Consider the following 21,896-nt stretch of genomic DNA (forward strand, 5'->3'; position numbering starts at 1 on the left):
CGGCCTCACGCTATGGTAGAGCGAGCGTTGCCGGAAGGACTTTGATGCCGCAGGCAGTTTGCGGACGGCTATGTAGAGAAAGCGAAACACATATGGCACTTACCAAGAAGCAGATCAAGCAGTTGCGGGGCATGGCCAACAAGCTCAACCCGATCGTTCAGGTCGGCAAGAACGATCTGAGCGAGAACGCCGTCAAGCAGGCGGATGAAACCATCGAAAGGCGCGAGCTCATCAAGGGCTCCGTGCTTGACGGTTCCGGTCTGACCGCGAAGGAAGCCGGAGAGGGTCTGGCCGAGCAACTCGATGCGGAGCTCGTACAGGTGATCGGCAACCGTTTCGTGCTCTACCGTCGTTCCCATCGCGACGACGTGGAGCACATCCGTCTCGTTCGTGAGTAGACGGCTCCCGCCGGCAGGGAATGCACGGGCGGAAAAGAAGCCGCTGAACCAAGGTGGGGCGGCATCCGGTTCGGATGCCGCCCCACCTTTGCAATGAAAACAAACGATCGAAGGCCGATGGCCCCTATGCCTTGGTATCAGCGCCCCTGATCCCACTCAGGCTTCCACGTGTACTGCATGTCGTAGGCGCTGGACCAGAACATGTATTCGTTCTCGACACCGGTTACGAAAATGTCGATAAGCTCCTGCCTGCGCTTCTCGGACAGTCCTTCGGCCAACCGTTCGATATGCTCGATCAGCCATGCGGAGCCTTCCCAGAACTCCTCGGTCCTGTACATGTCGACCCAGCTCCTGTAGGGGTTGGAGTCCAGCGTGTCCGCGAATTCGCGGGCGAGGCGCTGGCCGTAGTCGGCGTACACCCACGCGCATGGCAGCACGGCCACAAGAATGTCGACCAGTTCCTTGCCGTAGGCGATGGAAAGAATGTTCGACGTGTATGCGCGCGCGAATGCGGATTGGCGAACGTCGGCCATCTCCTCCTCGCTCACACCGTAGCCGGCCATATACTTGCGGTGCACGTTGGTCTCCACATTGAAGATCGCGCTTTGCACGCCGACCATGAACTGCATGACCTCGGTATCGTCGGTCTTGGTCAGGGCCAATGCATGCACCTTGGCGTAGTCGGCGAGATACCGGTAGTCCTGCAGCAGATAGAAGGCGAACCTTTCACGCTGTAGCGTGCCTTCGCCAAGCTCGCGCAGGAACGGCTGACGGTAGCCTTCCTCCCACACTGAATCGGCCGCTTCGCGCATTCGCTGCGCGAACGGGGGAAGATTGTCGAGACGAACACCACGGGCCGGATCGTATGGCTTGTTGATTACAGATGTCATATCGCTCAAAGATATGCCTCCCTACGCTGGTATTAACCATCAGGTTCAAAGGGTCAGGCCTCACGCCTATCTCAACCCGGCTTTACGGGTTCCCCTGCATTACGCCGTTCATTATGGCAAAACCCGCAGACACCCCCAAACCGCCCCGCGGCAAGCCAGCGCGACGGCATGCCGCCGCATATGAGGGCCGCCTTTGGGTCAACTCAGCAGGTCGAGCAGATCGTCCTTGGTGAGCGAGCCGATGCCGCCCGAGGCGTCACCGTCGGTGAATTGGCGTGCCAACCGGTTCTTGTCCTGCTGCAGTCGCAGAATGCGCTCCTCGATGGTGTCCTTCGCCACAATCTGGTACACATTCACATCCTGCGTCTGCCCGATGCGGTGCGCACGGTCGGTGGCCTGATTCTGCGCTGCCGCATTCCACCAGGGATCGGCATGGATCACCACGGATGCGCCGACCAGGTTCAGACCGGTATTGCCGGCCTTGAGCGAGATCAGGAATACCGGCACATCATCGCCGTTGAACGCATCCACCAGTTCCACGCGTTTTCTTTTCGGCGTCTCGCCGGTGATCGAATGGAACGCGACGCCATGTTCGGCAAGCCGCGTGCCGATCAGGTCAAGGAACGACGTGAACTGCGAGAAGACGAGCACTTTCTTGCCCTCATCCATGCAATTGGCCACCAAATCGTCGATGGCGTCAAGCTTGGCCGAACCGTTCTTCGCATCCGCATACACCAAGCGCGGATCGCAGCAAAGCTCGCGCAGCAACGTGAATTCCGCAAGAATACGGATCCTGCTCGTGTTGAAATCGGCATCCCGCGTCTTGGTGAGCGTGGCACGAAGCCGCTGTTCGTGCGCCGCATACAGTTTGCGTTGTTCCCCCGCCAATTTCACGGTCACGATGTTCTCGAACTTGTCGGGCAGATCGGTGAGCACGTCCTTCTTCAACCGCCGTTTGATGAACAGGCCGACCAAAGCCTGCAATTTGCCGGCCATGACGGACCGTTCGGGGCCGGGAGCCAGAATCGGCTGCTCGTAGCGCTCGCGGAATCGCGTGTAGGTGCCGAGCAATCCCGGCATCAGAAAATCGAAGATGCTCCACAGTTCGCTCAGACGGTTCTCGATCGGCGTACCGGTCAATGCGAAGCGATGTTCGGCGTTCACCCGCTTGACGACTTTCGCCACCTTGGTGGCGTGGTTCTTGATGTACTGCGCCTCATCGAGCGCCATGCATGCGAACCGGCAGCCGGCATACTCGTCGATGTCACGACGTAGCAGATCGTAGGATGTGACGAGTATGTCCGGTCCGCCGTCCGTGCCGTCTTCGCAAGATGATGAGAGGCCCGATCCCGCCGTTTCCCGTAGCCGTCGCAGCATGGCGCGGCGCTCCGCCTTGGTGCCGGCCACGACCTCCACGGTAAGGTCGGTGGTGAATTTTCCGCATTCCGCGGCCCAGTTGTAGACAAGCGATGCCGGACATACGATGAGCGCCGGCCCGTTCCCCTTGCGCGCTTCGATGAGGGCGAGCAGCTGCACGGATTTGCCCAGACCCATCTCGTCGGCGAGAATGCCGCCGAAACCCTTGTCCCATAGCGTGGAGAGCCAGCGGAAGCCCTCCACCTGATATGGTCGCAGCACATTGTGCAACGCCCGCGGCACTTCGTAACGGTTCGGATCGATGATCTTCACATCGTCGACATACGCCGTGAAGGATGCGCTTTTGCGTTCGTCCGGCACCTGCGCATCCAGCAGAAATGCCTGATAGCCCGGAACGGTGACGGTTCCGCCATTGAGCTGCTTCCCCGTCAGGTCGAAATCCGAGGCGATCTGGTCGAGTTCGTCCAAATCGGCCCTCCGCAGATCCACGAAGGTGCCGTCGCGCAGCCGATGATAACGACGTTTGCGCCGGTAGCTGTCAAGCAGTGCGCCGACCTCGTTCATCGGTACTTCGTCGGCGATCGGCGAAATCTCGACGAGATTCGATTCGACCGACAATCCGACCTTGACGCTCGGTTTCGATGGAGACATCAGGCCGTCGAAGGCGGCCGTGGAGAATACCCGCCCCACCGATTCGAGAATCTCCACGCCTTCGGTGAGCAGCAGCAGGATGGCATCTTCGTCTTCTTCCCCGACACGCGCCAGATCGGTGGCGCTCCATGCAGGGAACAGCTGGCGCACCACCTGCACGGCGAGTGTCTCACGTTCCTGATCGCGTCTGACCAGCGAAGCCTTGGATGTGGAATCGGGATTGATGACGCCACGCAGTTCCTTGGCGGCGGGGACCAGCTGGAACGCGAAGTCGCCATATCGCGCCACGGCCTCACAGGTCACACCGTGCAGGTCACGGTCCAGATAGAATTCGATGCTGCATTCCGCACCGATCGCATAGGCGACTTCCTGTGGCACATGCAGGCCGATGCCGGCGTCGGTGAGTGCGGGAAGTATGGTGCGTGCGAACATGGGCCAGTCCTCTTCGGCGATGAACACACCGTCCGGGTCGCCTATGCATAGTGAGGAGAGCGGACCGAGCGCCGGTTCCATTGCGGCGGAGCAGCGGTAGAGCGCGGCATCCGCATAGTTGTTGGCCTGGGCGCAGATCACGTAACGGCTATGCTGGCCCGTCACCACGCCCATGATCACCTTGTCTGCGATGATGCGCACGCCGGAATCCCCGCCGTGACGCTCATATGACATGGCGAAGCCGAATGCCGGGTCCCCTTCGATGATGTCGAGTTCGCCGGCATGGTTCAGTCCTGAGCCGACCATGATGGAGGTGGGCTTGTGTCGCGTCGGATTGGCGATGTCGTCAGCCTCCATGACTTGCGCGTTCCCCGATGTCGCTTCACCTGAGACGGTCAATGGCAATGCGTCGTGCAGGTCGAGCAGGTCACAGACCTCCCAATCGGTGAGCAGCAGGTCCCTTTGCACGTTCGTGGAATCGCCATAGGGGTGGTGGTTTTGCCTCTGTGCGATGGCGCGTGTGGCGAGTACCCGGTTGAGGAACGCCAGCACGCTTTGCGAGAACGGGTCGAGCATGGCCGGCGTATGGGTGAACGCCAGCTTGCGCCCATATGATTCGTAGGCTCCCGATCGCATGTCGGACACGAATTTTGAGATGTCTTTCAGAATGTATGAGGCGTTGCCGCAGGCGATGCGCAGGCTCAGCGACCAGGTCTCCCCCTCGGCGAGCGTGATCGTCGGTTCGAGATGCACGCTGCCGGGCAACACGATGGTCGGATCGCCGCCACGGGATCCGGCCGTCCTGCCATGTCGGGCGGGCGTCAGACGACCCTGCTCTTCGTCCAGCCTGTGTTTCGCATTGGCGATGCGTTTGAGCAGATCAAGTTGGGAATCCTCGTTCGACGTGTTCCGTTCGGCATCGATTCGTCTCATGTAGTCGGCGATATACCGTGGGGTGGCATTACCCGGCTGGTAGCCATGGAAACGTTCCGGCGCCTCCACGAACAGCATGATCATCGCGGCGAGATGCTTGCACATGCCGGTGTAGCGGGATCCGGTCCCGGTTCCAGTGAAACGACCGCCGGCGCTTCGACGGGGATTCCGGCCAAAACCGCGGGAGCCCCGGTAGTCGTCGGAATCATCGTAGCCGTCGTCCACGTGGCCGTATGCGGCTCCCCTGCCGAAATCGCCGTAATCGTCGTAGTCGGCATCCTCGTAATCGTAGATCTCGTCGTCATCGGAGAAACTGCGGTAGCCGAAACTGTCGCGGTACCCTCTGTCCCGGCCGGGGCCTGTGCCCGCGAAGGCCGGGCAGCCGCAGTAGCGTGCCAGCAACAACTGGTCGCCCATATCGACGGTGGCCTGCACCGTGTAGTTGCTGGACGGCGAAGTGGTGCCGCGCACGGAGGAGCTCAGTGTGATGCGGTCCGTTTCGGGATCGTTCAGGCAGTACAGATCCCGCATCTTGGCACGCCATTGGTCGGTGATGCCGCGGGCACGCTGAAGCACCGCCGTGCCGCATTCGCTATGCAGCTCGTCGGAAAGCCACGTGAGTTTGCCTGTCACTCTTCGCCTTTCGCCTCGCCGTCACCGTTGTCGGTGTTGCCGCCGTTATCTGGAACGCTTGGTCAGCGGCTCCCATGGGTCGAGTTCCACCGGCTCCGTGGCGAGCAACGCACGGGTGGCCTCATCGAGGTATTCCCTGCGGATGATGATTTCGGTCACGTAGCGGTCGAACCATGCGTCGGATGCCACGTAGTATCCGTCGTCACCATTGTCTTTGCCCCAGCTGTTCTCGACCTTCCAACGGTTCGGCCTGCCGTTGGCGTCGAGGTTCACGCCGGTGAGGGTCATGGCGTGATCGCTCGGGGAATCGCCGTATTCAAGCCCTTGCGCCTTATCGAGGGTGAACTCGGTGCCGAATAGTTGGTCCACACGCACGCTGTCGCAGTCGAAGTATCCGGCGGACCGTAGGGAGAACTGCGTGCAGTCGCAGGCGAACCAGATCGGATGCCCGGCGCTGATCTGGTCGACGGCCGCCTTCTTGAACACGTCGAGCGGCACGTTGATGAATTCCATATCGCCGGCCTCGGCGACGTTCGCGGTAAAGCGTATGCGATAACGTCTGTTGAACGGGCGGGACTCCATCGGCACATTGCATAGGGTGACCAGGTCGTTCACATCAAGCGGCACGTACTTCCTGTAGAATTCGACCGGCGTGATGCCGAATTCGCGGATCTGCCTGCGTTCATCCTTGCCGGACTTCGGTTTGCCGGCCTTTTTGTCCTTCCTGTCGGAATCGGCGTCCTTCTTGTCGTCGTCGCTGGTACGCACCAGAAAATCGAACGTCTCCGGCGGCTCGCCCAGTGCGATCGCGCACATGCGGTATACGGTTGACATGTCTTCGTTCTTCAACGTACGGAGCTCGTCGATCGACGTGCCGGCCGCATGCCGATCGCGCAGATCGGCCGCGAACTCGCGCAGCTTGGAGTTGAGGTACTGTTTGAAGGCGTCGGAATCCTTGGAATTCGCGGACTCCGGGTATGCGTTCTTCGGCACGAGCCCGTACTTGTTCACCAGATCGGCGAACATCTGCCACCAGCCTCCGTCATCGGCGGGACCGTCGTTGATTTCCTGGAAGATACGGCTATCGGTCGGCTCATCAAGAGTGGCGAGCACGTTTTCCAGATACGTATTGGACTTCTCCATCGCATCCCAGAAGAACAGGTATGTTTCCGAGAATTCGAAGTCGTCGAGATTCCACGCATGCATAAGCTCGTACCGTAGCGTATTGAGCGAGGCGAACATCCAGCAGCGGCCGGAACGACGCTGGTTGGTGATTGACCCCTGTTTCAGTTCGATGGAGAAGTCGCGCGGCAGCGAGCGCTGGCCTCTGTAGTCGGCGGCCGCTTCGAGTACGCCGGCGGAGACGGCCGCATTGGCGGCCACGAGGTTGGCTCGGTCGGCGTTGAAGTCTTCGGCGTACTGTTTGAGCAGTCGCCTGTCGATCGCTTTTTCGTTGTTGCCTTTGGATTCGGTCATGCCGTTGATTGTCGTCGTATGCCCCGACTTGCGCCGGGCCGGTCATCGATTTTCGCTTTCGATTCGTTCGATGGCGCATTCCAGGTCGCGCAATCGGCAGCGCAGCTCTGATTCCACGTCGACGCCGTTGCGCTGCGCGTCACGCAGTATCGCGATGATCCGATCGGCGTACTGGTGGTCGTGGCCGGTATCGGACGGCTGCGACTCGGCGGTGTATGCCTGTTCGAGTTGGGCCCGGTTCGCTGATTTGGCGACGCGTGAAACGACTTTGGCGGCTCTTGGCAGTGCGCCTTGGGCGTGTGAGATGCCTTCGAGCACCGACTTGCGTTGCTTCTCCTTCTGTTTCATCCTCTCCCATAATTGCAGCGTCTCCTCAGCGGATTTCGGAGCATCCGCTTCCGTCGCAGCGGCATCATCGGGCATGAATACGTGCGGATGGCGGGTGATGAGCTTGTCGACCAAGCGGTCGCATACCTCATCGATGCCGAATGGATCGGTCTCGTCATGTGCGCACACCTGTGCCTGGAACACGGATTGCAGGAGCATATCGCCCAGTTCCTCGCGCATGTTCTCGCGGTCGTCGGTTTCGACCGCGTCGATATACTCGTAGGTTTCCTCGAGCAGGGGTTTGAGCAGGGATTGGTTCGTCTGCGAACCGTCCCACGGGCAGCCGCCCGGCTCGTGCAGTATGCTCACCACGGCCTTGACACGGTCCAGGGCGGAGACCGCTTCGATTACCGGATTCAGCTTTGAGCAATATTCGAATCCTTCGGGAAGTTCGTACGAGTCACATGCAGCTTGAGTCATAACGCCGATTTTCGCCGCACGTCCCGACCGAATCGTTATGGCCGTGCTTTTGCCTTCATGTGGAACCGGTCTACGATGACTTCAGGGATTATGAGATGAGAAAGAGGAACCTGTGCGTTACCACAATGCAGTAGTACGTCGTCCGATTGTCGTGATTATGGCCTGTCTGTTGTCGATTGGCTTTGCCGCAGGCTTTCATGCCGATTACTCCATGGCCGCGGAGCCCACCGATAACACCGGCGCCGGCAAACTCGCCACCGATGTACTCGGCACACTTACCGTCAAGGGGCGTGCGCCGAAGACCGGATACAAGCGTGCGCAATTCGGCGAGGCCTGGAAGGATGTCGACCATAACGGATGCGATACACGCAATGACATTCTTAACCGTGATTTGACGGACGTGAAGCATAAAGGGCGTACGCATGATTGCGTGGTCAAATCGGGCAAGTTGCAGGACCCATACACCGGTAAGGAAATCAAGTTTAAGAAAGGCGCGAAAACCTCTACCGCCGTGCAGATCGACCATGTGGTCTCCTTAAGCGACGCTTGGCAGAAGGGCGCGCAGAAACTCAGCAAGGACGAGCGAACCGAATTCGCCAACGATCCATATAATCTGTTGGCTGTAGACGGGTCCGCCAATCAGAAAAAATCCGATGGCGATGCGGCTACGTGGCTGCCCTCCAATAAAAGCTTCCGCTGCGAGTACGTGGCACGCCAGATCGGTGTGAAGCATAAGTATGCGTTGTGGGTTACCCAGGCGGAAAAGGAAGCGATGAACAAAGTGCTGGGCTCTTGTCCGACGCAGACCGTTCCCGACTATACCGGCACGAGTACCGGCGAACAGTCCCAGACCGCAACCGCCGAACCGACTCAGGAACCTTCCTCCGAGCCCACTCAAACCGAGCAGGCCCCCACTGAGCAGCCGGAGCAGCCCCAGACGCAAACCGAACAACCCGCTCCGGCTCCCCAGGTACAGCAAAACGATGGTTCCAGTGTCTATTACCAGAATTGCTCCGCCGCGCGTGCCGCCGGAGCGGCACCAATCTACCAGGGTCAGCCGGGCTATCGTTCCGCATTGGACCGCGACCATGATGGAGTTGCCTGCGAATAACCGATCCACTCGTAAGTGATGCCGGACGGAAGCTGGTTTCCGTCCGGCATCATTTGTTACCGCCCGTCGTCCCGAACCGTTGGGGATTCGCGCAGTTTCGCGATATCGTCACGTAGTCGGTTGACGGTGTCGGTCAGTTCGGCGACGTTGTTTCTCAGCCGCGTGGTTTCCGATTCCGTCTCATTGGCGCGCTTATCGGCCTCATCGCCCACCCGGTCGACGATCCATGACGCGAGCGTCGCGGTGATGACGCTGATCAGGGCGATGCCGGCGATCATAAGGCCCACGGCGATGCATTTGCCCTGCCATGTCACCGGCGACATGTCGCCATAGCCGACCGTCGTGGTGGTGACGAACGCCCACCATATGGCCTTGCCGAAATCGGTGATGGTGGTGCCCGGCGCATTGCGTTCCACGTCCAATTCCGCAAGCGAACCGACGTAGATCAGGAGTATCACGCTGGAACATACGTAGAGTGTGATGCGGCCGCGTACCGCCATGCCGCTGGTGCGATTGAGCACATTCAACACGGCCACCAGTCGCAACAGTCTCAACGGTCTGAAGATCGGCAGCATGATCGAGATGAGCAGCAGTAAGTTGTTCTTGAACCAGGTCTTCTTATCGTGCGCCAGTGAGATCGAAACGACGTAGTCGATGATGAACACGATCCAGATGACGTTGATCGTGGTTTCGCATAGGGAGACATGCGTCCGTGCCAGCACCTCCCATGAATATGCGAGCAGGAACACCAATGCCAGTACGGTCAGCGGCCATTCGGTCACTCGTTGCCATTTGCCCAACGTCACAGCTCCCGCCTTTCCTCCCTACTGCCATCATACGGGCATTCCTTCGGCGTCGGGCCCTCCCCCCACACCCCTTATGCATGGCGGATGTCATTCGTCGCTTAGGGCGATCTCTCTTTTTTCGATCCTCCGGCCACGCAGCTCAGGCAGAAGAACCACGAACAGCATGACGGCGAGGACCGCGGTGAGCAGGTCGGCGAAGGCCTGTGCGGCGATGACCCCGTGGTATCCGGCCAATCCGCTGCCGGCGAACAAGGTGATGGCAAGCATCACACCCTGCCGGCTGACGGACAGCAGCAACGCCCCCAGAGCCTTGCCCGCGGACTGGAACGTGCAGGTGGTCACGAGCACCACCGACACGCATACGGTACTCAACAGCTGCACGCGCAGCATGCCGGTGCCGAGATCGACGATGCCGGCGTCGGTGCTGAAGAATCCCATCAGCGGACGGGCGCAGGCAATCAGTACCACGGTCATGGCCAATGCGAGCATGCCGAGGAACGAGTATGCGAACTTCAGCAACGCCTTCAACCGTCCCATGTTTCCGGCGCCATAGTTATAGCCGATGAGCGGCTGGCCGCCGAAGGCGAACGCCACGAGAATCATCACGGCGATCATCACGATCTTCAATGCGATGCCCATGGCCGCCACCGCGTCATTGCCGTATGGCAGCAGGAAAAGGTTGACCATGACGATGCCAAGACTTTGCATGAGATTGGTGACGGATGCCGGAATGCCGATGGCGAAGATGCCGCTCGCCTCCTGCCTGCTGATATCGAGACGCCCGCTTCGGAACATGAGTCGTGGATCGATGGACAGGTTGCGACTGCGTTTGAGCAGGAACCACACGAAGTAGATGTCGGTGCAGATGTTGGCGATGACGGTCGCACCGGCGGAACCGGCGGCACCCCAGCCGAACACGTGGATGAACAGCGGGTTCAGGCAGATGTTGATGGCGGTTCCCGCGATCGAACCGACCGCGGAGGGGCCTGCGAAGCCTTCGGTGCGCAGCAGATTGCTCGGCGTCATCGACACGATGATGAACGGCGAGCCGAGAATGATCAGCGAATAGAACTGCGAGGCATACTGCCACGTGGAATCGTCGGCCCCAAGCATCGTGAGGATCGGGTCATGGAAGGTCAGGCCCAATATGATGACGATGACGCCGGTGAGTACGGCTCCCCAAAAGCAGAACACGCTCAGGCGCCGTCCGTCGTCGAAACGGCCTTTGCCGTAGAGACGCGAGATCACGGAGCTGCCGCCGAGTCCGAAGATGTCGCCAAGCGCAATCATCACGGTGAATACCGGGGTTGCGATGGAAACGCCCGCCACCATGTCGGTGTTGCCGGTGTGCGCGATGAAGTAGGTGTCCACGGTGTTGTAGACGAGGGTGACCATCATACTGAGTACGACGGGTATGGCCAAAGTCATATATGCGCGCGGGATCGGCGCCTTCTCAAACAGTTCGTTATCCATATCAGGTGTAGAGGGTACAACCCTAAGCGGGACATTCGTCAATCGACGAGACGAAATCGTCCACGGAGCGAATCAGGGATAATTCAGGGCATTCCTGAATCCGTGGCGACATGGGTTCGTTAGGATTGTCCGTATGAGACTTTTGGGCAATATTCTATGGCTGATTCTCGGCGGACTGGTTCTCGCTGCCTGCTGGGCCATCATCGGCCTGGTGCTGTGCGCGACCATCATCGGCATCCCGCTGGGCGTGCAGGCGTTCAAGATGGCGGAATTGACGCTCACGCCGTTCGGCAAGAGCGTCGAATATGGCGGCGGTGTCGGATCGGTGCTGCTCAACATCGTCTGGCTCGTGCTGGCGGGTGCTTGGATGGCCCTCGGCTATCTGTTCGCGGGCCTGCTTAACTGCATGACCATCATCGGCATCCCCTTCGGCATCCAGTCATTCAAGATGGCCAAGCTGGCCCTGTGGCCGTTCGGCACGCAGATCTACGGCTGATTTTTCCAGCGGCTAATCCTCAGCCTTTCAGTGGCATGCGGTTGTCGAGCGACTGACCGTTGGCGTAGCAGCGCACGTTGCCCAATGCGATGGCGATGATGCGCCGTTCCGTCACCTCCAGATGGTTGCCGCCCGCCACATGCGGGGTGATGAGGCAACGCGGCTCATTCCACAATGGCGATTCGGCCGGCAATGGTTCGGGCTCGGTCACGTCGAGGCCGGCACCCCGTAGCCTGCCGCCTGCGAGCGCCGCCGCAAGGGCTTCGGGGGTCGATGGCGTCGCCTCGGCCCGCGTTCAGTATCAGTGCTTCGGGTTTGAGCAGTGCCAGTCGTTCGGCATTCAGCAGATGGTACGTGGTTGGGGTGGATGGCACGCTCATGGAGATGACGTCGGCGTATGGCAGTGCCTGTTCGAGCGATTCGAAGCCGATGGTGTGGTCGATGCCCTCCGCTTCGACGGATGGGTTACGGCGCACGCCGATGGTTTCCATGCCGATGCCCTTGCATAGTTTGGCGAAGTGCGAACCGATGTCGCCGGTGCCGATCATCAGTGCGGTCATGCCCGAGGGGCTTGATGCGCGGCCTGCGTCGGTCCAGTTTGCGTTGGCTTGATTTTTGGCGTAGATGTGCAGGTTTTTCATGAGCGCCCACATCATGGCGAACATGTGTTCGGACACGCTCTGCCCGTATGCGCCTGAGGCGTTGGTGAGCATGGATCCGGGTTGGAGTACGCCTGGTCGCTGATATTTGTCGACGCCGGCGCTCCAGGTTTGCAGCCATTCGAGTCTGGGGCATTTCGAGCAATCCTCCGGAGGTACGTTTCCGATGATCGCGGTCGCCGATGCGCGGAGGTCCTCCGGAATGCGGGCGTGCCAGTTCATGTTTCCCCGCTGTGCCGGGTCGCCTACGAATTCCTGTGGCACTCCTTTGGCCGCGCGCATGAATTGCGCCTTCTCCGGCTCCGTCAACGGCAGGCAGTTGACGATGAGCTTGTGATTGTTCTCGATTCCCATGATCCTAACCCTAGAGTGGGCACCAGATAACCGTCTCAAATGCAGTCTCATTTTTCGGTCTTGTGTGTCTTTTCGATGACTATGGTTCGCAGCCGGAGGAATCGCTTTGATGCCGGGATTTCGGCCGTCTAGCATGGGTTGCATGGCACAATCGCATGTTCTTCAGATCAAACGCATATACGATTCCGCGCAGCCTGCCGATGGTTACCGTGTTCTGGTGGATCGGGTGTGGCCGCGTGGCGTTTCCAAGGAGCGTGCGGGTCTTGACCGTTGGACCAAAACGGAGGTGACGCCCACCGCTGACCTACGCAAGTGGTTCGCCCACGATCCCGCTAAGTTCGATGAGTTCAGGGCACGGTACATCGAGCAGCTTGACGGGCGCGATGAGGCCGCCGAATTCGTGTCGGACGTGCGCGATCATCTGCGAACCGGAAACGTCACCCTGCTCTATGCCGCCAAGGATCCCGCTTGCAACCACGCCGTCATCCTACGTGACTGGATTGCCGAGCATCTGTGACCCGTCCGTTCCCGGTGGGCGGCATCAGATTCCCAGTTCGTCCGTATCGAAGATGATGGTCACGGGGCCGTCGTTGGTCAGGTTCACGCGCATGTGGGCGCCGAAACGGCCTTCCTTCACCACAAGGCCTTCGGCTCGCAGCGCCTCGTTGAACTGCCGCCATATCCTGTCGGCATGGTCCGGCGCCCCCGCTTTCACGAAGCTCGGGCGGTTGCCTTTGCGCGCGTCCGCATACAACGTGAACTGAGAGATGGAGAGGATCGAGCCGTTCACATCGTGAATGGAACGGTTCATTTTGCCGTTGTCGTCTTCGAACACGCGCAGATTCGAGATTTTATGTGCCAGCCACGCGATCTGCCTGGCGCCGTCCGAATCCTCCACGCCGACAAGCAGCACATACCCGACGCCGATTCGCTGTGGCTCGAAGGTGGGATCCCGTTCGCCGGTGAGCTCGTCCACCACGTCCACGGACCCGTCGCTGACTTTCTGAAGCACAATACGCATGCCTCTTTCTTACCCCCACCCCGGCATAACCACAGCCGGATGACGGTGCGGACATAGGCTCCACCCTTGAAGATCAGGGAACGTTCCGCCCGTCCCGCACCGTCATCATGCGGCTGTTCAGTTGGTGCCGATGCTCATGGTCTCCGGCAGCGTGCTGCCACCGTCGATGACCACTTGCGCGCCGGTGATGTAGCTGGCCTCGTCGGAACCCAGGAAGGCGAACAGTTCGCCCACTTCGGTCGGTTTGGCCAGTCGTTTCATTGGCACGCCGACCGCGATGTCGTTGATGGCGGATTCCGGATCGTCCGGATTGGATTCGACCGCCATCTTCTCCACCATCGGGGTGCGCGCATAACCCAGCTGCGAGCAGTTGACTCGGATGTTACGGTCGGCGTATTCCACTGCCAGGCATTTGGTCAGCCCCACAAGTGCGGCCTTGGTCATGGCGTAGGCCGCCTCACCGGCATCGGCCACGATGTCGCCGGTCACGGAGGAGGCGATCACGATTGCGCCGCCACCGTTCTCCAACATGTGCGGCACCACCGCCTGGCAGGTGTTCCACACGCCCTTGATGTTCACATCGATGTGGAAGTCACGCATCTCGTCAGGCATCCGCTCGAACGGCGCAAGCTGACATACGCCGGCATTGCAGCAGGCGATGTCGATCGTGCCGAAAGCGTCCACCGTTGTTCCGGCGGCCGCGATCATCTGATCCTTGTCGGCCACATTGGCCACAACGGTCACGATGTCGGCATTCGGGTACATTTCACGGATCTTGTCCGCACTCCTGTCGACATCGGCCGACAGGTCGACCATGCAGATCTTCGCACCGTACTTGGCGTACACTTGCGCGATCCCCTCGCCCAGGCCCGCCGCGGCCCCGGTGATGATGGCGACTTTGCCTTCGAGTTTCGGTTGGACCATGATCACTCCTTTGTTTGCGACATCATTGCCGGTTATCATCCGTCACCGTGTAAGTAATGTTAGGGCTCTTTGCGCATCAGGTCCAGCCGTCATACGGTCCGGCAGCCCGTCGGCGCAGCTAGCCCGTCGGGAGTGCCTCCGTTCGAGCCACGCAGGTCGCACTGATTGACGATAAGCGACTTCGAATCGATGGTGGTCTCCAGCTTGCCCATGCCGACGAGCACGACCACGCCACCCAGTCCGATGACGTCCACCGCATCCGCCGTGGTGGTGCCGAAGCACAGCCATACGTGCATTTTATTTTGGCGGCCCCTAGTAGCCATGCGCGTGCAGGTAGGCGTCGTCGAAGCCGAAATAGTGGCCGATCTCGTGCAGTACGGTCTTGCGGATCTGTTCGACCATCTGCTCGCGGGTGGCACATACCCGCTCGTGCGGGCCCTTGAAAATAGTGATCACGTCCGGCATCACACCACTGTAGGCCGTGGTCCGCTGTGTGATGGAGATCCCTTCATACAGTCCCAGCAACTCACCGCCCGCGTCGCACATCGTGCCCAACTCCCGCTCGTTCGGCTCCTGTGCCATGGCAATCCCCACGTTCTCCAGCACCTGCTTGAACCTGTCGGGAATGCCCGCGAGCGCGTCTTCGATGGCCCGCTCGAACTCGTCGTCGCTCATCTTCATGTCGCCGACTTTAGCAGCTGAACCTCAGGCTTGTACCTCTCTTTAAGCAGGTAGCATGAGTCTGAACTGTCCGACTTACTCCATGCCGCAATCTCGCGATCATAGTCCGCTGATCGCGGTCCGCGTAAAGCATTGCCGCCGGCCTACACTGAAAACATGAGGATTTCCGTGCAGCGTGTGAGCGAGGCGAGCGTCGCCGTTCTGAACGAGCTCGGCACGCTCGATCCGACGTTCGATTTGCGGCAAATCGGTCTTGGCTTACTGCTGACCGTCGAAATCGAACCCGACGATGATGAGACCGTGATCGCCAGGATGACGAATCGCGTCCTCACGTTGCGTTGTTTCGATGGACCGCAAGGTGCGCTTTCTCAGTCTATACAGGAAATCCACGGGGAGATTCTTTCCATTCCGCAACCGCTTACCTCGTTGCACCACCCCGCTACCGGACGCCCCCGGCTTGTTGCCGAAGATACCGATGATGAACACGCCAGTCTCATGTGGATCCGTTTCGACGAGGCTCTCCGCTCGGGCAATGTTCCCGTATATGAAGGGCGATATGGCGCCCGCATGCGCATCGGCTCCGTCGCCGACGCCCCGCTTCAACTCACCCTCATTGCCGATTAGATGATAGACCACCGTCGCACCGTCGACCACAAGAAAGGATCCGTATGACCAGCATCAGCCCGACCGACGAACAGGCTCTGCGCGAGCTGCCGAAGGCGGAGCTTCACCTGCATATCGAAGGCACCCTCGAACCGGAGCTGGCCATGAAGCTGGCCGAGCGCAACAACGTCAGCCTGCCGTTCGCCGATCTCGACGATCTCAAGGCCCATTACGAGTTCGAGAATCTCCAGTCGTTTCTGGACCTGTACTACCAGCTCATGTCCGTGCTGCGCACCAGGCAGGACTTCACCGACCTCATGCTCGCCTATCTGGCACGGGCGAATGCCGACGGCGTGCGCAGGGCGGAGATCTTCTTCGACCCTCAAGTGCACATGAGCAATGGTCTCGATTTTGATCTGGTGCTTGACGGCCTGCTTGAAGGTCTTCGCATCGGTCATGAACGTTTCGGCATCGACGGCGGTCTCATCATGAGCATCATCAGGGACATGCCCGTCGATTCAGCCGAGGCGCTGCTTGATACCGCGACTTCACGGGCCGATGACCTGCTCGGCATCGGTCTGGATTCCGCCGAAGTCGGGTACCCGCCGGAACTGTTCGGACATGTATACGAGCGCGCGGCGCGACTTGGTTTGCATCTCGTCGCGCACGCCGGCGAGGAAGGTCCGGCCGATTACGTCCGTCGGGCGTTGGACTTCCTGCATGTCGAACGCATTGACCATGGTGTGCACGCCGCCGCCGATAATGATCTGGTGGCGCGAATCGCCCGCGACGGAATCGCGTTGACGGTGTGCCCGTTGTCAAGCCATCGTCTGCAGGTGGTGCGGGATGTGGCCGATCTTCCGGTGCGCCAACTGCTCGACGCCGGTGTGAAAGTGACGCTCAATTCCGATGATCCCGCCTACTTCGGCGGGTATATCGGCGACAACTACATCGCCATGGCACGGACCGGCATGAGCTTGGACGAGCTGGCCACCATCGCGGAATACTCGCTGGAGGCCTCATTCGCAACCCCTGAGCAGAAGGCCATTTACGCCAATGCCCTAGCTGACTGGAAACGCATCCACCTTTAGAAGTCCAGAACCTGGCGCCCTTTGACAAAGTCCAGAAGACCATCATCCGACTTCGTGCACACAAAGGCTGAATTCGCGCGCATGTCGGATGGTGGTCTCCATGACCGACCGTGCAATGACATGTCAGCAACGTACAGTTGCACGTATTCGGATAGGAGTATCCGAATAAGAGAGAAGCGATCATGGCATTTTCCGTGGTGCATCAGGACATCACCGGCATGCACGTGGACACGAGAGCGTCAACATTCCCGTCCGCCATAGGCACGAATGTAGATTTTGCCACACGCGACAAGATAGCAATTCGTACCGCAGTTACAATGCATCAAGAATCATCAAACCATTCAATCTCATTACTTATGGCGACTCACTGCATTTGTTCAGTTCGACAGCCATAACGTCCGCACACCCTTTGAGATTCACTTGAATCGTTCAATTTTTTTTAAACCATAATGGCCATTTCTTCCTGACGGACTTCATTATTCCGTCATTATCAGGTAATCGGCCTGATATCACTGTCCCCTACATTGCACATAGAAGGCCTTCCAATGACAGACGTCATTTCAATTTCCAGCACTCAAATTTGCAAACTACCTACCATCGTCAGGTTGAAGAGAGGAAGTGGCTATGAACAGGAGCACCTCGGATAAGACATTCATCGCAGCATTGACATGTCTTACGCTCATTGCGACACCGGCACTAGCCGGATGCGACGACACATCATCATCGACAGGCGATACCGGCTCATCGTCAGTAAGAACCGATTTCATGCTCGGCGGGCTATTCCCCGAGACAGGATCCCTAAGCTATGTCGCCCCAGGTCAGATGGCGGCGTTCAAACTTGCGATCAAAGACATCAATGACGCCGGTGGTGTGCTTGGCAACAAGATTGATAGCTATATCGCCGATGTTAATGATGCGGATCACGCCGATCAGAACACCTCAGCGGTACAGTCCGTGTTGGCGAAGGACCCAAGTGTCATCGTCGGAAATCCGTCAAGCGGCGTGGTCAAGAATACATACCATGAGATTGAGGGAGCTAAGGTCACGATGATCTCGAATGGTGCAACCGCGGCTTCTCTGTCAGGAATCAGTGATTATTTCTTCCGCACCGTACCGCCAGATACGGTACAGGGCGTGGTCTTGGCTGATGCAATCGTGCAGGATGGCGTGCAGAACCTCGCCATCGCCTGCTTTAACGATGAGGCCGGCATCGGTATCCGTGACATCGTTGTTAAGAAGGTCGAGGCTGCAGGTGTCAATGTGATCTACGGCGGCAAAGACACGTTTGACCCCACTGAAAAGAATTTTGGATCGTTGGCCGCAAGCATTAAAGCCAGTGGCGCAGATGCAATCCTAGTCATCGCATTCGATCAGACCGTCCCATTGGTCAAAAGCATGGCTGGAGTCGGCATCGATACCAGCAAGCTGTATTTTTTTGACGGCAACATGTCTGATTATTCGAGCAAATTCGAGGCTGGATTACTTAACGGCGACAAGGGTACCATCCCCGGAGCAGTTGCCGCCAGCGACTTCCGTGAACGGCTTAAGACCATTGATGATTCGCTGACTACGTATACATTCAGCGCAGAAACATACGACGCGGTCGTCCTCGCCGCGCTGGCTGCACAGGAGGGCGGAAGCGCCGACAGTGAGACCATTCGCAAGACTTTACCTGCAGTATCCGGAACGGACAACGGCATCGAATGTTCCACATACAAGGAATGCAAGGCTCTAATTAAGAACGGTAAGAGAATCGCCTATCACGGCATGGCCAGTATCGGCGCGTTCAATGACAAGCATGATCCGAGTTCCGCATACATCGGTGTCTACACCTATGACGAAGACAATATGCCGCAATTCGATCACTCCCAGCAGGGGAACGTGTGATATTCTGCGAGCCACTAGGTTGTAGGGTGTGAAGGCATATCGCCTTCACACCCTTTCAACGTTTCGTCAACTGCTCATCAAAATTTATTTGATGACTTCGGGGCCAAGTTTCCGTCGGGCTTCCGCTTGAATCGCTTTGCTGACCACGTTGATAGTGTGCATGTTCTTCTGGGAGTTCCTCGTGACCATGAAAATCCGTCTTGTATGGCCCGGAATCAGAGGCAACGTGATTATCGAGTCATCAAGGTCTGCTGCAATTGCCAGCGTGGGTAATGCACAGATCATCATATTTAACTTAACCGCTTTTTTTCATCGCGGAGTACGAGGTGAATACGCCCCCGATCTTCGGCATGAATCCTGCCGCTTTGCATAAGCTCGTCATATAGCTTGGAAGATAGGCATCCGCCTGTTCCATGGCCCAGACCGAATCGGCAAGATCCTCTACACTGACCGATTCACGTAGCGCCAGAGGATTATCCCGACTTACCAGAATCTGCATCCGATCCGACCCAATCGGAGTGACGGCTCGTTCGAAACGTTGAAGGCTTCCTCCTCGACCAAGATACGCCACGATTGCAATGTCAATCTGACGGGAATCAAGTAACGGAAGGCTTAAGTTAGGTTCCAGCTCCGACGCTTTCGATTCGAGCTGCGGGTACTTACCACTCAGTTTCCGCAAAGCTGGCAGAACAAATGCGGACATCGCGCTGGAGAAGGATGCGACATGGACCGTTCCTATCACTTTGTCATCGGATTCACCCAATGAATTGCCAATCAGTTCCAGCTGTCCGAGCACGGGCCGAACCTTCCTGCAAAGCTCCCTTCCCGCGACGGTAAGACGAACCTGTCTTCCAATCCGTTCGAACAAGGTGACCCCAGTTTCCTGCTCAAGAAGATTCAACTGCTGGGACACCGTCGATTTGCTCACACGCATCACATCGGCGACTTGTTGCATAGTACCAAGCACCTCGAACTGGACCAGCAGCTGCAATCTCCAAATATTCAGCATGTAAGACTCCCCTCAAAATGGCTCTCCCCTGCCATTGCGTCACTGTTAAGGATCACCAAACTCAATGTACGGGAACACTGTACGTTGGAAACTGTTTCGTTAAATCGCAACAAACATACTGGACGTGTAACCAATCGGACACATGCGAAATATGACTCAAGCAACAAGGAGAAGCATCATGATCGCCTCGCCATTCGAAAAGCGCCCCAATCCGTGGGAAGATGTTGAACGTCATGTCGGACGTTACGGAGCACCATATTTCATCCCCGAAATCATCGACCACGCAGAAGGCAGCTATGTCTATACAGAAAGCGGTCGTAAGATTCTTGATTTCACCTCAGGTCAGATGAGCTCGACTCTGGGGCACAACAACCCCGATGTGGTCAAGACGATTCGCGAAACCATCGGGCGTCTCGACCATTTGTACAGCGGCATGCTGTCTCGCCCCAGTATCAACTTATGCGCCAGAATCGCCATGACCGCCCCAGAGCCGTTAAGCAAGGTCATCCCACTGTCCACTGGCTCCGAGGTCAATGAGGCCGCCATTCGTATGGCCAAGACTGTAACCGGCAAGTTCGAAATCGTGTCGTTCTCTCGTTCCTGGCATGGTCTGACCGAGGCAAGTGCAGGAGCCACATACTCGTCTGCCCGAAAACTTGGCGTACCTGGTGCGCCCGGACAATTGGCAATCCCTACCCCATACGAATACCGTCCCGATTTTATCGACGAAGATGGCAAACTGGACTGGCGCAGACAGCTTGATTATGGTTTCGACATGGTCGACGCACAGTCGGTTGGTAGTCTTGCCGCCTGTATCGTCGAACCGATTATCTCTGGCGGTGGTGTACTCGTTCCGCCGCCCGGCTATTTCGCCGCATTAAAGGAAAAATGCAACGAGCGCAACATGCTGCTGATCTTCGATGAAGCGCAAACAAGTTTCGGCAGAACCGGCCACTGGTACGGATGCCAGCATGACGGGGTCGTACCCGACATCCTGACCTTGTCCAAAACCCTCGGCGGCGGATTGCCGCTTGCAGCATTGATCACTACCGACGAAATCGAGCAGGAGGCCCGCGACAATGGATTTACGTTCTATACCTCCCATGTCAACGACCCTTTGGTCGCGGCCGTTGGCTGTGAAGTGATGAATGTCATCGAACGCGATAATCTCATGCTGGCCGCTGTTGACAAAGGCGAATACCTGCACAAAGGACTTTGGAAACTTGTGGAGGAGCATGAAGTCGTCGGCGACGCACGTGGCCGTGGTCTACTGCAAGGCATTGAAATCATCAAAAACAAGCAGAGCAAGGAACGCTCTGAGAAGATAGGGGATCTGATTACAAAACGCTGCTTTGATCTTGGACTACATATGAACATTGTCTGTCTGCCCGGTATGGGAGGCGTGTTCCGCATCGCTCCTCCGCTCACAGTCAGCTACGAAGAACTCGATATGGGCCTGTCGATACTTGACGAGGCCATCGGTGACGTGGAGAAGGACCTCGGCTATGGAGCATAGGAAGTCCTCCATCATCCATATGGCCGCAGGCACTCTGGCCTCCGCTATGTTTCTGCCTTGCCTAGTCAGATTGGTCAAGCGTAGGAAGGAATGGTCAGAGACGCTTCGAGACGAAATTCGCATGGTGCGCGACTACGACCCTTCAATCACGTCGGACGCTCAAGTCATACTCACGTATTCAGGCCTTCACGCGGTATGGTTGCACCGTTGGGCGAACCAGCTATGGATACACGAACACCAGCTTGCAGCCCAATTCGTATGCCAGTTCGCGCGCGTGCTGACCGGTATTGAGATACATCCGGCAGCCAAAATCGGTAAGCGTCTGCTCATTGACCACGGCACCGGGGTCGTAATCGGTGAAACCGCTGTCATAGGCGATGACGTGGTGATCTATCAGGGAGTGACGCTCGGTGGCGTGAAGAACCAGCCTGGTTGGCGTCATCCGCATATCGGCAACAATGTACTGTTCGGCGCAGGAGCTGCGGCCCTAGGGGCCATCACCATCGAAGATGGCGTAAAGGTTGGCGCCCATTCCGTAGTGCTATCCGACGTTCCAGCTGGACATACCGTTGTCGGGGCTCCGGCGAAGATCGTCCGTTAGGAGCATATGTGAAGGCTCGATAGTAAGTGTGGCGCAGGACACCCATCCTGCGCCACACTTTTGTCCT

General features: G+C 58.2%; 20 protein-coding genes, 1 pseudogene and 1 riboswitch. Of the genes and pseudogenes, 9 read left to right on the forward strand and 12 right to left on the reverse strand.

Annotation, left to right across the window (positions count from 1 at the left end):
* Window positions 1–92: 92 nt before the first annotated feature.
* Window positions 93–398, forward strand: coding sequence for a YhbY family RNA-binding protein (locus BMOU_RS00240; protein ID WP_034873685.1), 306 nt, complete (start codon window positions 93–95; stop codon window positions 396–398).
* A gap of 137 nt (window positions 399–535) precedes the next feature.
* Here the strand turns inward: BMOU_RS00240 and tenA are convergent, their stop codons facing one another.
* The 4 genes from tenA to BMOU_RS00260 all read right to left on the reverse strand — a co-directional run bounded on the left by tenA (window position 536) and on the right by BMOU_RS00260 (window position 7,597).
* Window positions 536–1,288, reverse strand: a complete 753-nt coding sequence (gene tenA, locus BMOU_RS00245; protein WP_034873687.1) for a thiaminase II — start codon at window positions 1,286–1,288, stop codon at window positions 536–538.
* A riboswitch (TPP riboswitch) is annotated at window positions 1,289–1,394 on the reverse strand.
* A gap of 92 nt (window positions 1,395–1,486) precedes the next feature.
* The gene (locus BMOU_RS00250) at window positions 1,487–5,314 is read right to left on the reverse strand and encodes a DEAD/DEAH box helicase (protein ID WP_034873688.1); all 3,828 of its coding nucleotides are present in this window, start codon (window positions 5,312–5,314) and stop codon (window positions 1,487–1,489) included.
* 45 nt (window positions 5,315–5,359) lie between these two features.
* Window positions 5,360–6,790, reverse strand: coding sequence for a C1 family peptidase (locus tag BMOU_RS00255; RefSeq protein ID WP_034873690.1), 1,431 nt, complete (start codon window positions 6,788–6,790; stop codon window positions 5,360–5,362).
* Between the two features lie 42 nt (window positions 6,791–6,832).
* Window positions 6,833–7,597: a MazG nucleotide pyrophosphohydrolase domain-containing protein gene (locus BMOU_RS00260; RefSeq protein WP_171002094.1), complete on the reverse strand. Its 765-nt coding sequence runs from the start codon at window positions 7,595–7,597 to the stop codon at window positions 6,833–6,835.
* Window positions 7,598–7,808: 211 nt separating this feature from the next.
* Here BMOU_RS00260 and BMOU_RS00265 point away from each other — a divergent pair, with 211 nt between their 5' ends.
* Window positions 7,809–8,708, forward strand: coding sequence for a GmrSD restriction endonuclease domain-containing protein (locus tag BMOU_RS00265; RefSeq protein WP_371851392.1), 900 nt, complete (start codon window positions 7,809–7,811; stop codon window positions 8,706–8,708).
* 56 nt (window positions 8,709–8,764) lie between these two features.
* Here BMOU_RS00265 and BMOU_RS00270 read toward each other — a convergent pair whose 3' ends face one another.
* Together BMOU_RS00270 and BMOU_RS00275 are read right to left on the reverse strand one after the other, a co-directional pair.
* Window positions 8,765–9,514, reverse strand: a complete 750-nt coding sequence (locus BMOU_RS00270; RefSeq protein ID WP_034873695.1) for a potassium channel family protein — start codon at window positions 9,512–9,514, stop codon at window positions 8,765–8,767.
* An 87-nt stretch (window positions 9,515–9,601) separates the two neighbouring features.
* Window positions 9,602–10,987 (reverse strand): MATE family efflux transporter, encoded by a 1,386-nt coding sequence (locus tag BMOU_RS00275; protein ID WP_034873697.1) that lies wholly within the window; start codon window positions 10,985–10,987, stop codon window positions 9,602–9,604.
* Window positions 10,988–11,120: 133 nt separating this feature from the next.
* On the opposite strand from BMOU_RS00275, the gene BMOU_RS00280 reads away from it, so the two are divergent.
* Window positions 11,121–11,483, forward strand: coding sequence for a YccF domain-containing protein (locus tag BMOU_RS00280; protein WP_034873699.1), 363 nt, complete (start codon window positions 11,121–11,123; stop codon window positions 11,481–11,483).
* A 19-nt stretch (window positions 11,484–11,502) separates the two neighbouring features.
* On the opposite strand, the pseudogene BMOU_RS00285 reads toward BMOU_RS00280, so the two are convergent.
* A pseudogene (locus tag BMOU_RS00285) lies at window positions 11,503–12,496 on the reverse strand (D-2-hydroxyacid dehydrogenase).
* Between the two features lie 142 nt (window positions 12,497–12,638).
* On the opposite strand from BMOU_RS00285, the gene BMOU_RS00290 reads away from it, so the two are divergent.
* A complete protein-coding gene (locus BMOU_RS00290; protein ID WP_034874378.1) occupies window positions 12,639–13,013 on the forward strand; it encodes a DUF488 domain-containing protein in 375 nt (124 codons plus the stop codon).
* A gap of 24 nt (window positions 13,014–13,037) precedes the next feature.
* Here the strand turns inward: BMOU_RS00290 and dtd are convergent, their stop codons facing one another.
* From dtd to BMOU_RS00310, 4 genes are all read right to left on the reverse strand, one after another.
* Window positions 13,038–13,517: a D-aminoacyl-tRNA deacylase gene (gene dtd / locus BMOU_RS00295; RefSeq protein ID WP_034873701.1), complete on the reverse strand. Its 480-nt coding sequence runs from the start codon at window positions 13,515–13,517 to the stop codon at window positions 13,038–13,040.
* A gap of 117 nt (window positions 13,518–13,634) precedes the next feature.
* Window positions 13,635–14,441, reverse strand: coding sequence for an SDR family oxidoreductase UcpA (ucpA, locus tag BMOU_RS00300; RefSeq protein ID WP_034873703.1), 807 nt, complete (start codon window positions 14,439–14,441; stop codon window positions 13,635–13,637).
* Between the two features lie 89 nt (window positions 14,442–14,530).
* Window positions 14,531–14,737, reverse strand: a complete 207-nt coding sequence (locus tag BMOU_RS00305; RefSeq protein ID WP_034873705.1) for a hypothetical protein — start codon at window positions 14,735–14,737, stop codon at window positions 14,531–14,533.
* 16 nt (window positions 14,738–14,753) lie between these two features.
* Window positions 14,754–15,122, reverse strand: coding sequence for a metallopeptidase family protein (locus BMOU_RS00310; protein WP_034873707.1), 369 nt, complete (start codon window positions 15,120–15,122; stop codon window positions 14,754–14,756).
* 156 nt (window positions 15,123–15,278) lie between these two features.
* Between BMOU_RS00310 and BMOU_RS00315 the strand changes: the two genes are divergently transcribed.
* The 3 genes from BMOU_RS00315 to BMOU_RS00325 all read left to right on the forward strand — a co-directional run bounded on the left by BMOU_RS00315 (window position 15,279) and on the right by BMOU_RS00325 (window position 18,703).
* Window positions 15,279–15,746, forward strand: a complete 468-nt coding sequence (locus BMOU_RS00315; RefSeq protein ID WP_034873709.1) for a D-aminoacyl-tRNA deacylase — start codon at window positions 15,279–15,281, stop codon at window positions 15,744–15,746.
* Window positions 15,747–15,790: 44 nt separating this feature from the next.
* A complete protein-coding gene (locus BMOU_RS00320) occupies window positions 15,791–16,816 on the forward strand; it encodes an adenosine deaminase (RefSeq protein ID WP_034873711.1) in 1,026 nt (341 codons plus the stop codon).
* Window positions 16,817–17,440: 624 nt separating this feature from the next.
* Window positions 17,441–18,703: an ABC transporter substrate-binding protein gene (locus tag BMOU_RS00325; RefSeq protein ID WP_034873713.1), complete on the forward strand. Its 1,263-nt coding sequence runs from the start codon at window positions 17,441–17,443 to the stop codon at window positions 18,701–18,703.
* Window positions 18,704–18,998: 295 nt separating this feature from the next.
* On the opposite strand, the gene BMOU_RS00335 is transcribed toward BMOU_RS00325, so the two are convergent.
* Entirely contained in the window at window positions 18,999–19,712 is a 714-nt protein-coding gene (locus BMOU_RS00335; RefSeq protein WP_034873717.1) for a LysR family transcriptional regulator, read from the reverse strand.
* A gap of 151 nt (window positions 19,713–19,863) precedes the next feature.
* Here BMOU_RS00335 and BMOU_RS00340 point away from each other — a divergent pair, with 151 nt between their 5' ends.
* Both BMOU_RS00340 and cysE read left to right on the forward strand, forming a co-directional pair.
* On the forward strand, window positions 19,864–21,228 hold the full coding sequence (locus BMOU_RS00340) for an aspartate aminotransferase family protein (RefSeq protein WP_235143615.1): 1,365 nt from the start codon (window positions 19,864–19,866) through the stop codon (window positions 21,226–21,228).
* Window positions 21,218–21,829 carry a serine O-acetyltransferase gene (cysE, locus tag BMOU_RS00345; RefSeq protein WP_034873721.1) on the forward strand — a complete coding sequence of 204 codons (612 nt, stop codon included), beginning with the start codon at window positions 21,218–21,220 and terminating at the stop codon, window positions 21,827–21,829. The genes BMOU_RS00340 and cysE overlap by 11 nt, the downstream gene beginning before the upstream one ends.
* The last annotated feature ends 67 nt before the right edge of the window (window positions 21,830–21,896 follow it).

Source organism: Bifidobacterium moukalabense DSM 27321 (assembly GCF_000522505.1).
In the GTDB taxonomy this organism is placed as follows: Bacteria; Actinomycetota; Actinomycetes; order Actinomycetales; family Bifidobacteriaceae; genus Bifidobacterium; species Bifidobacterium moukalabense.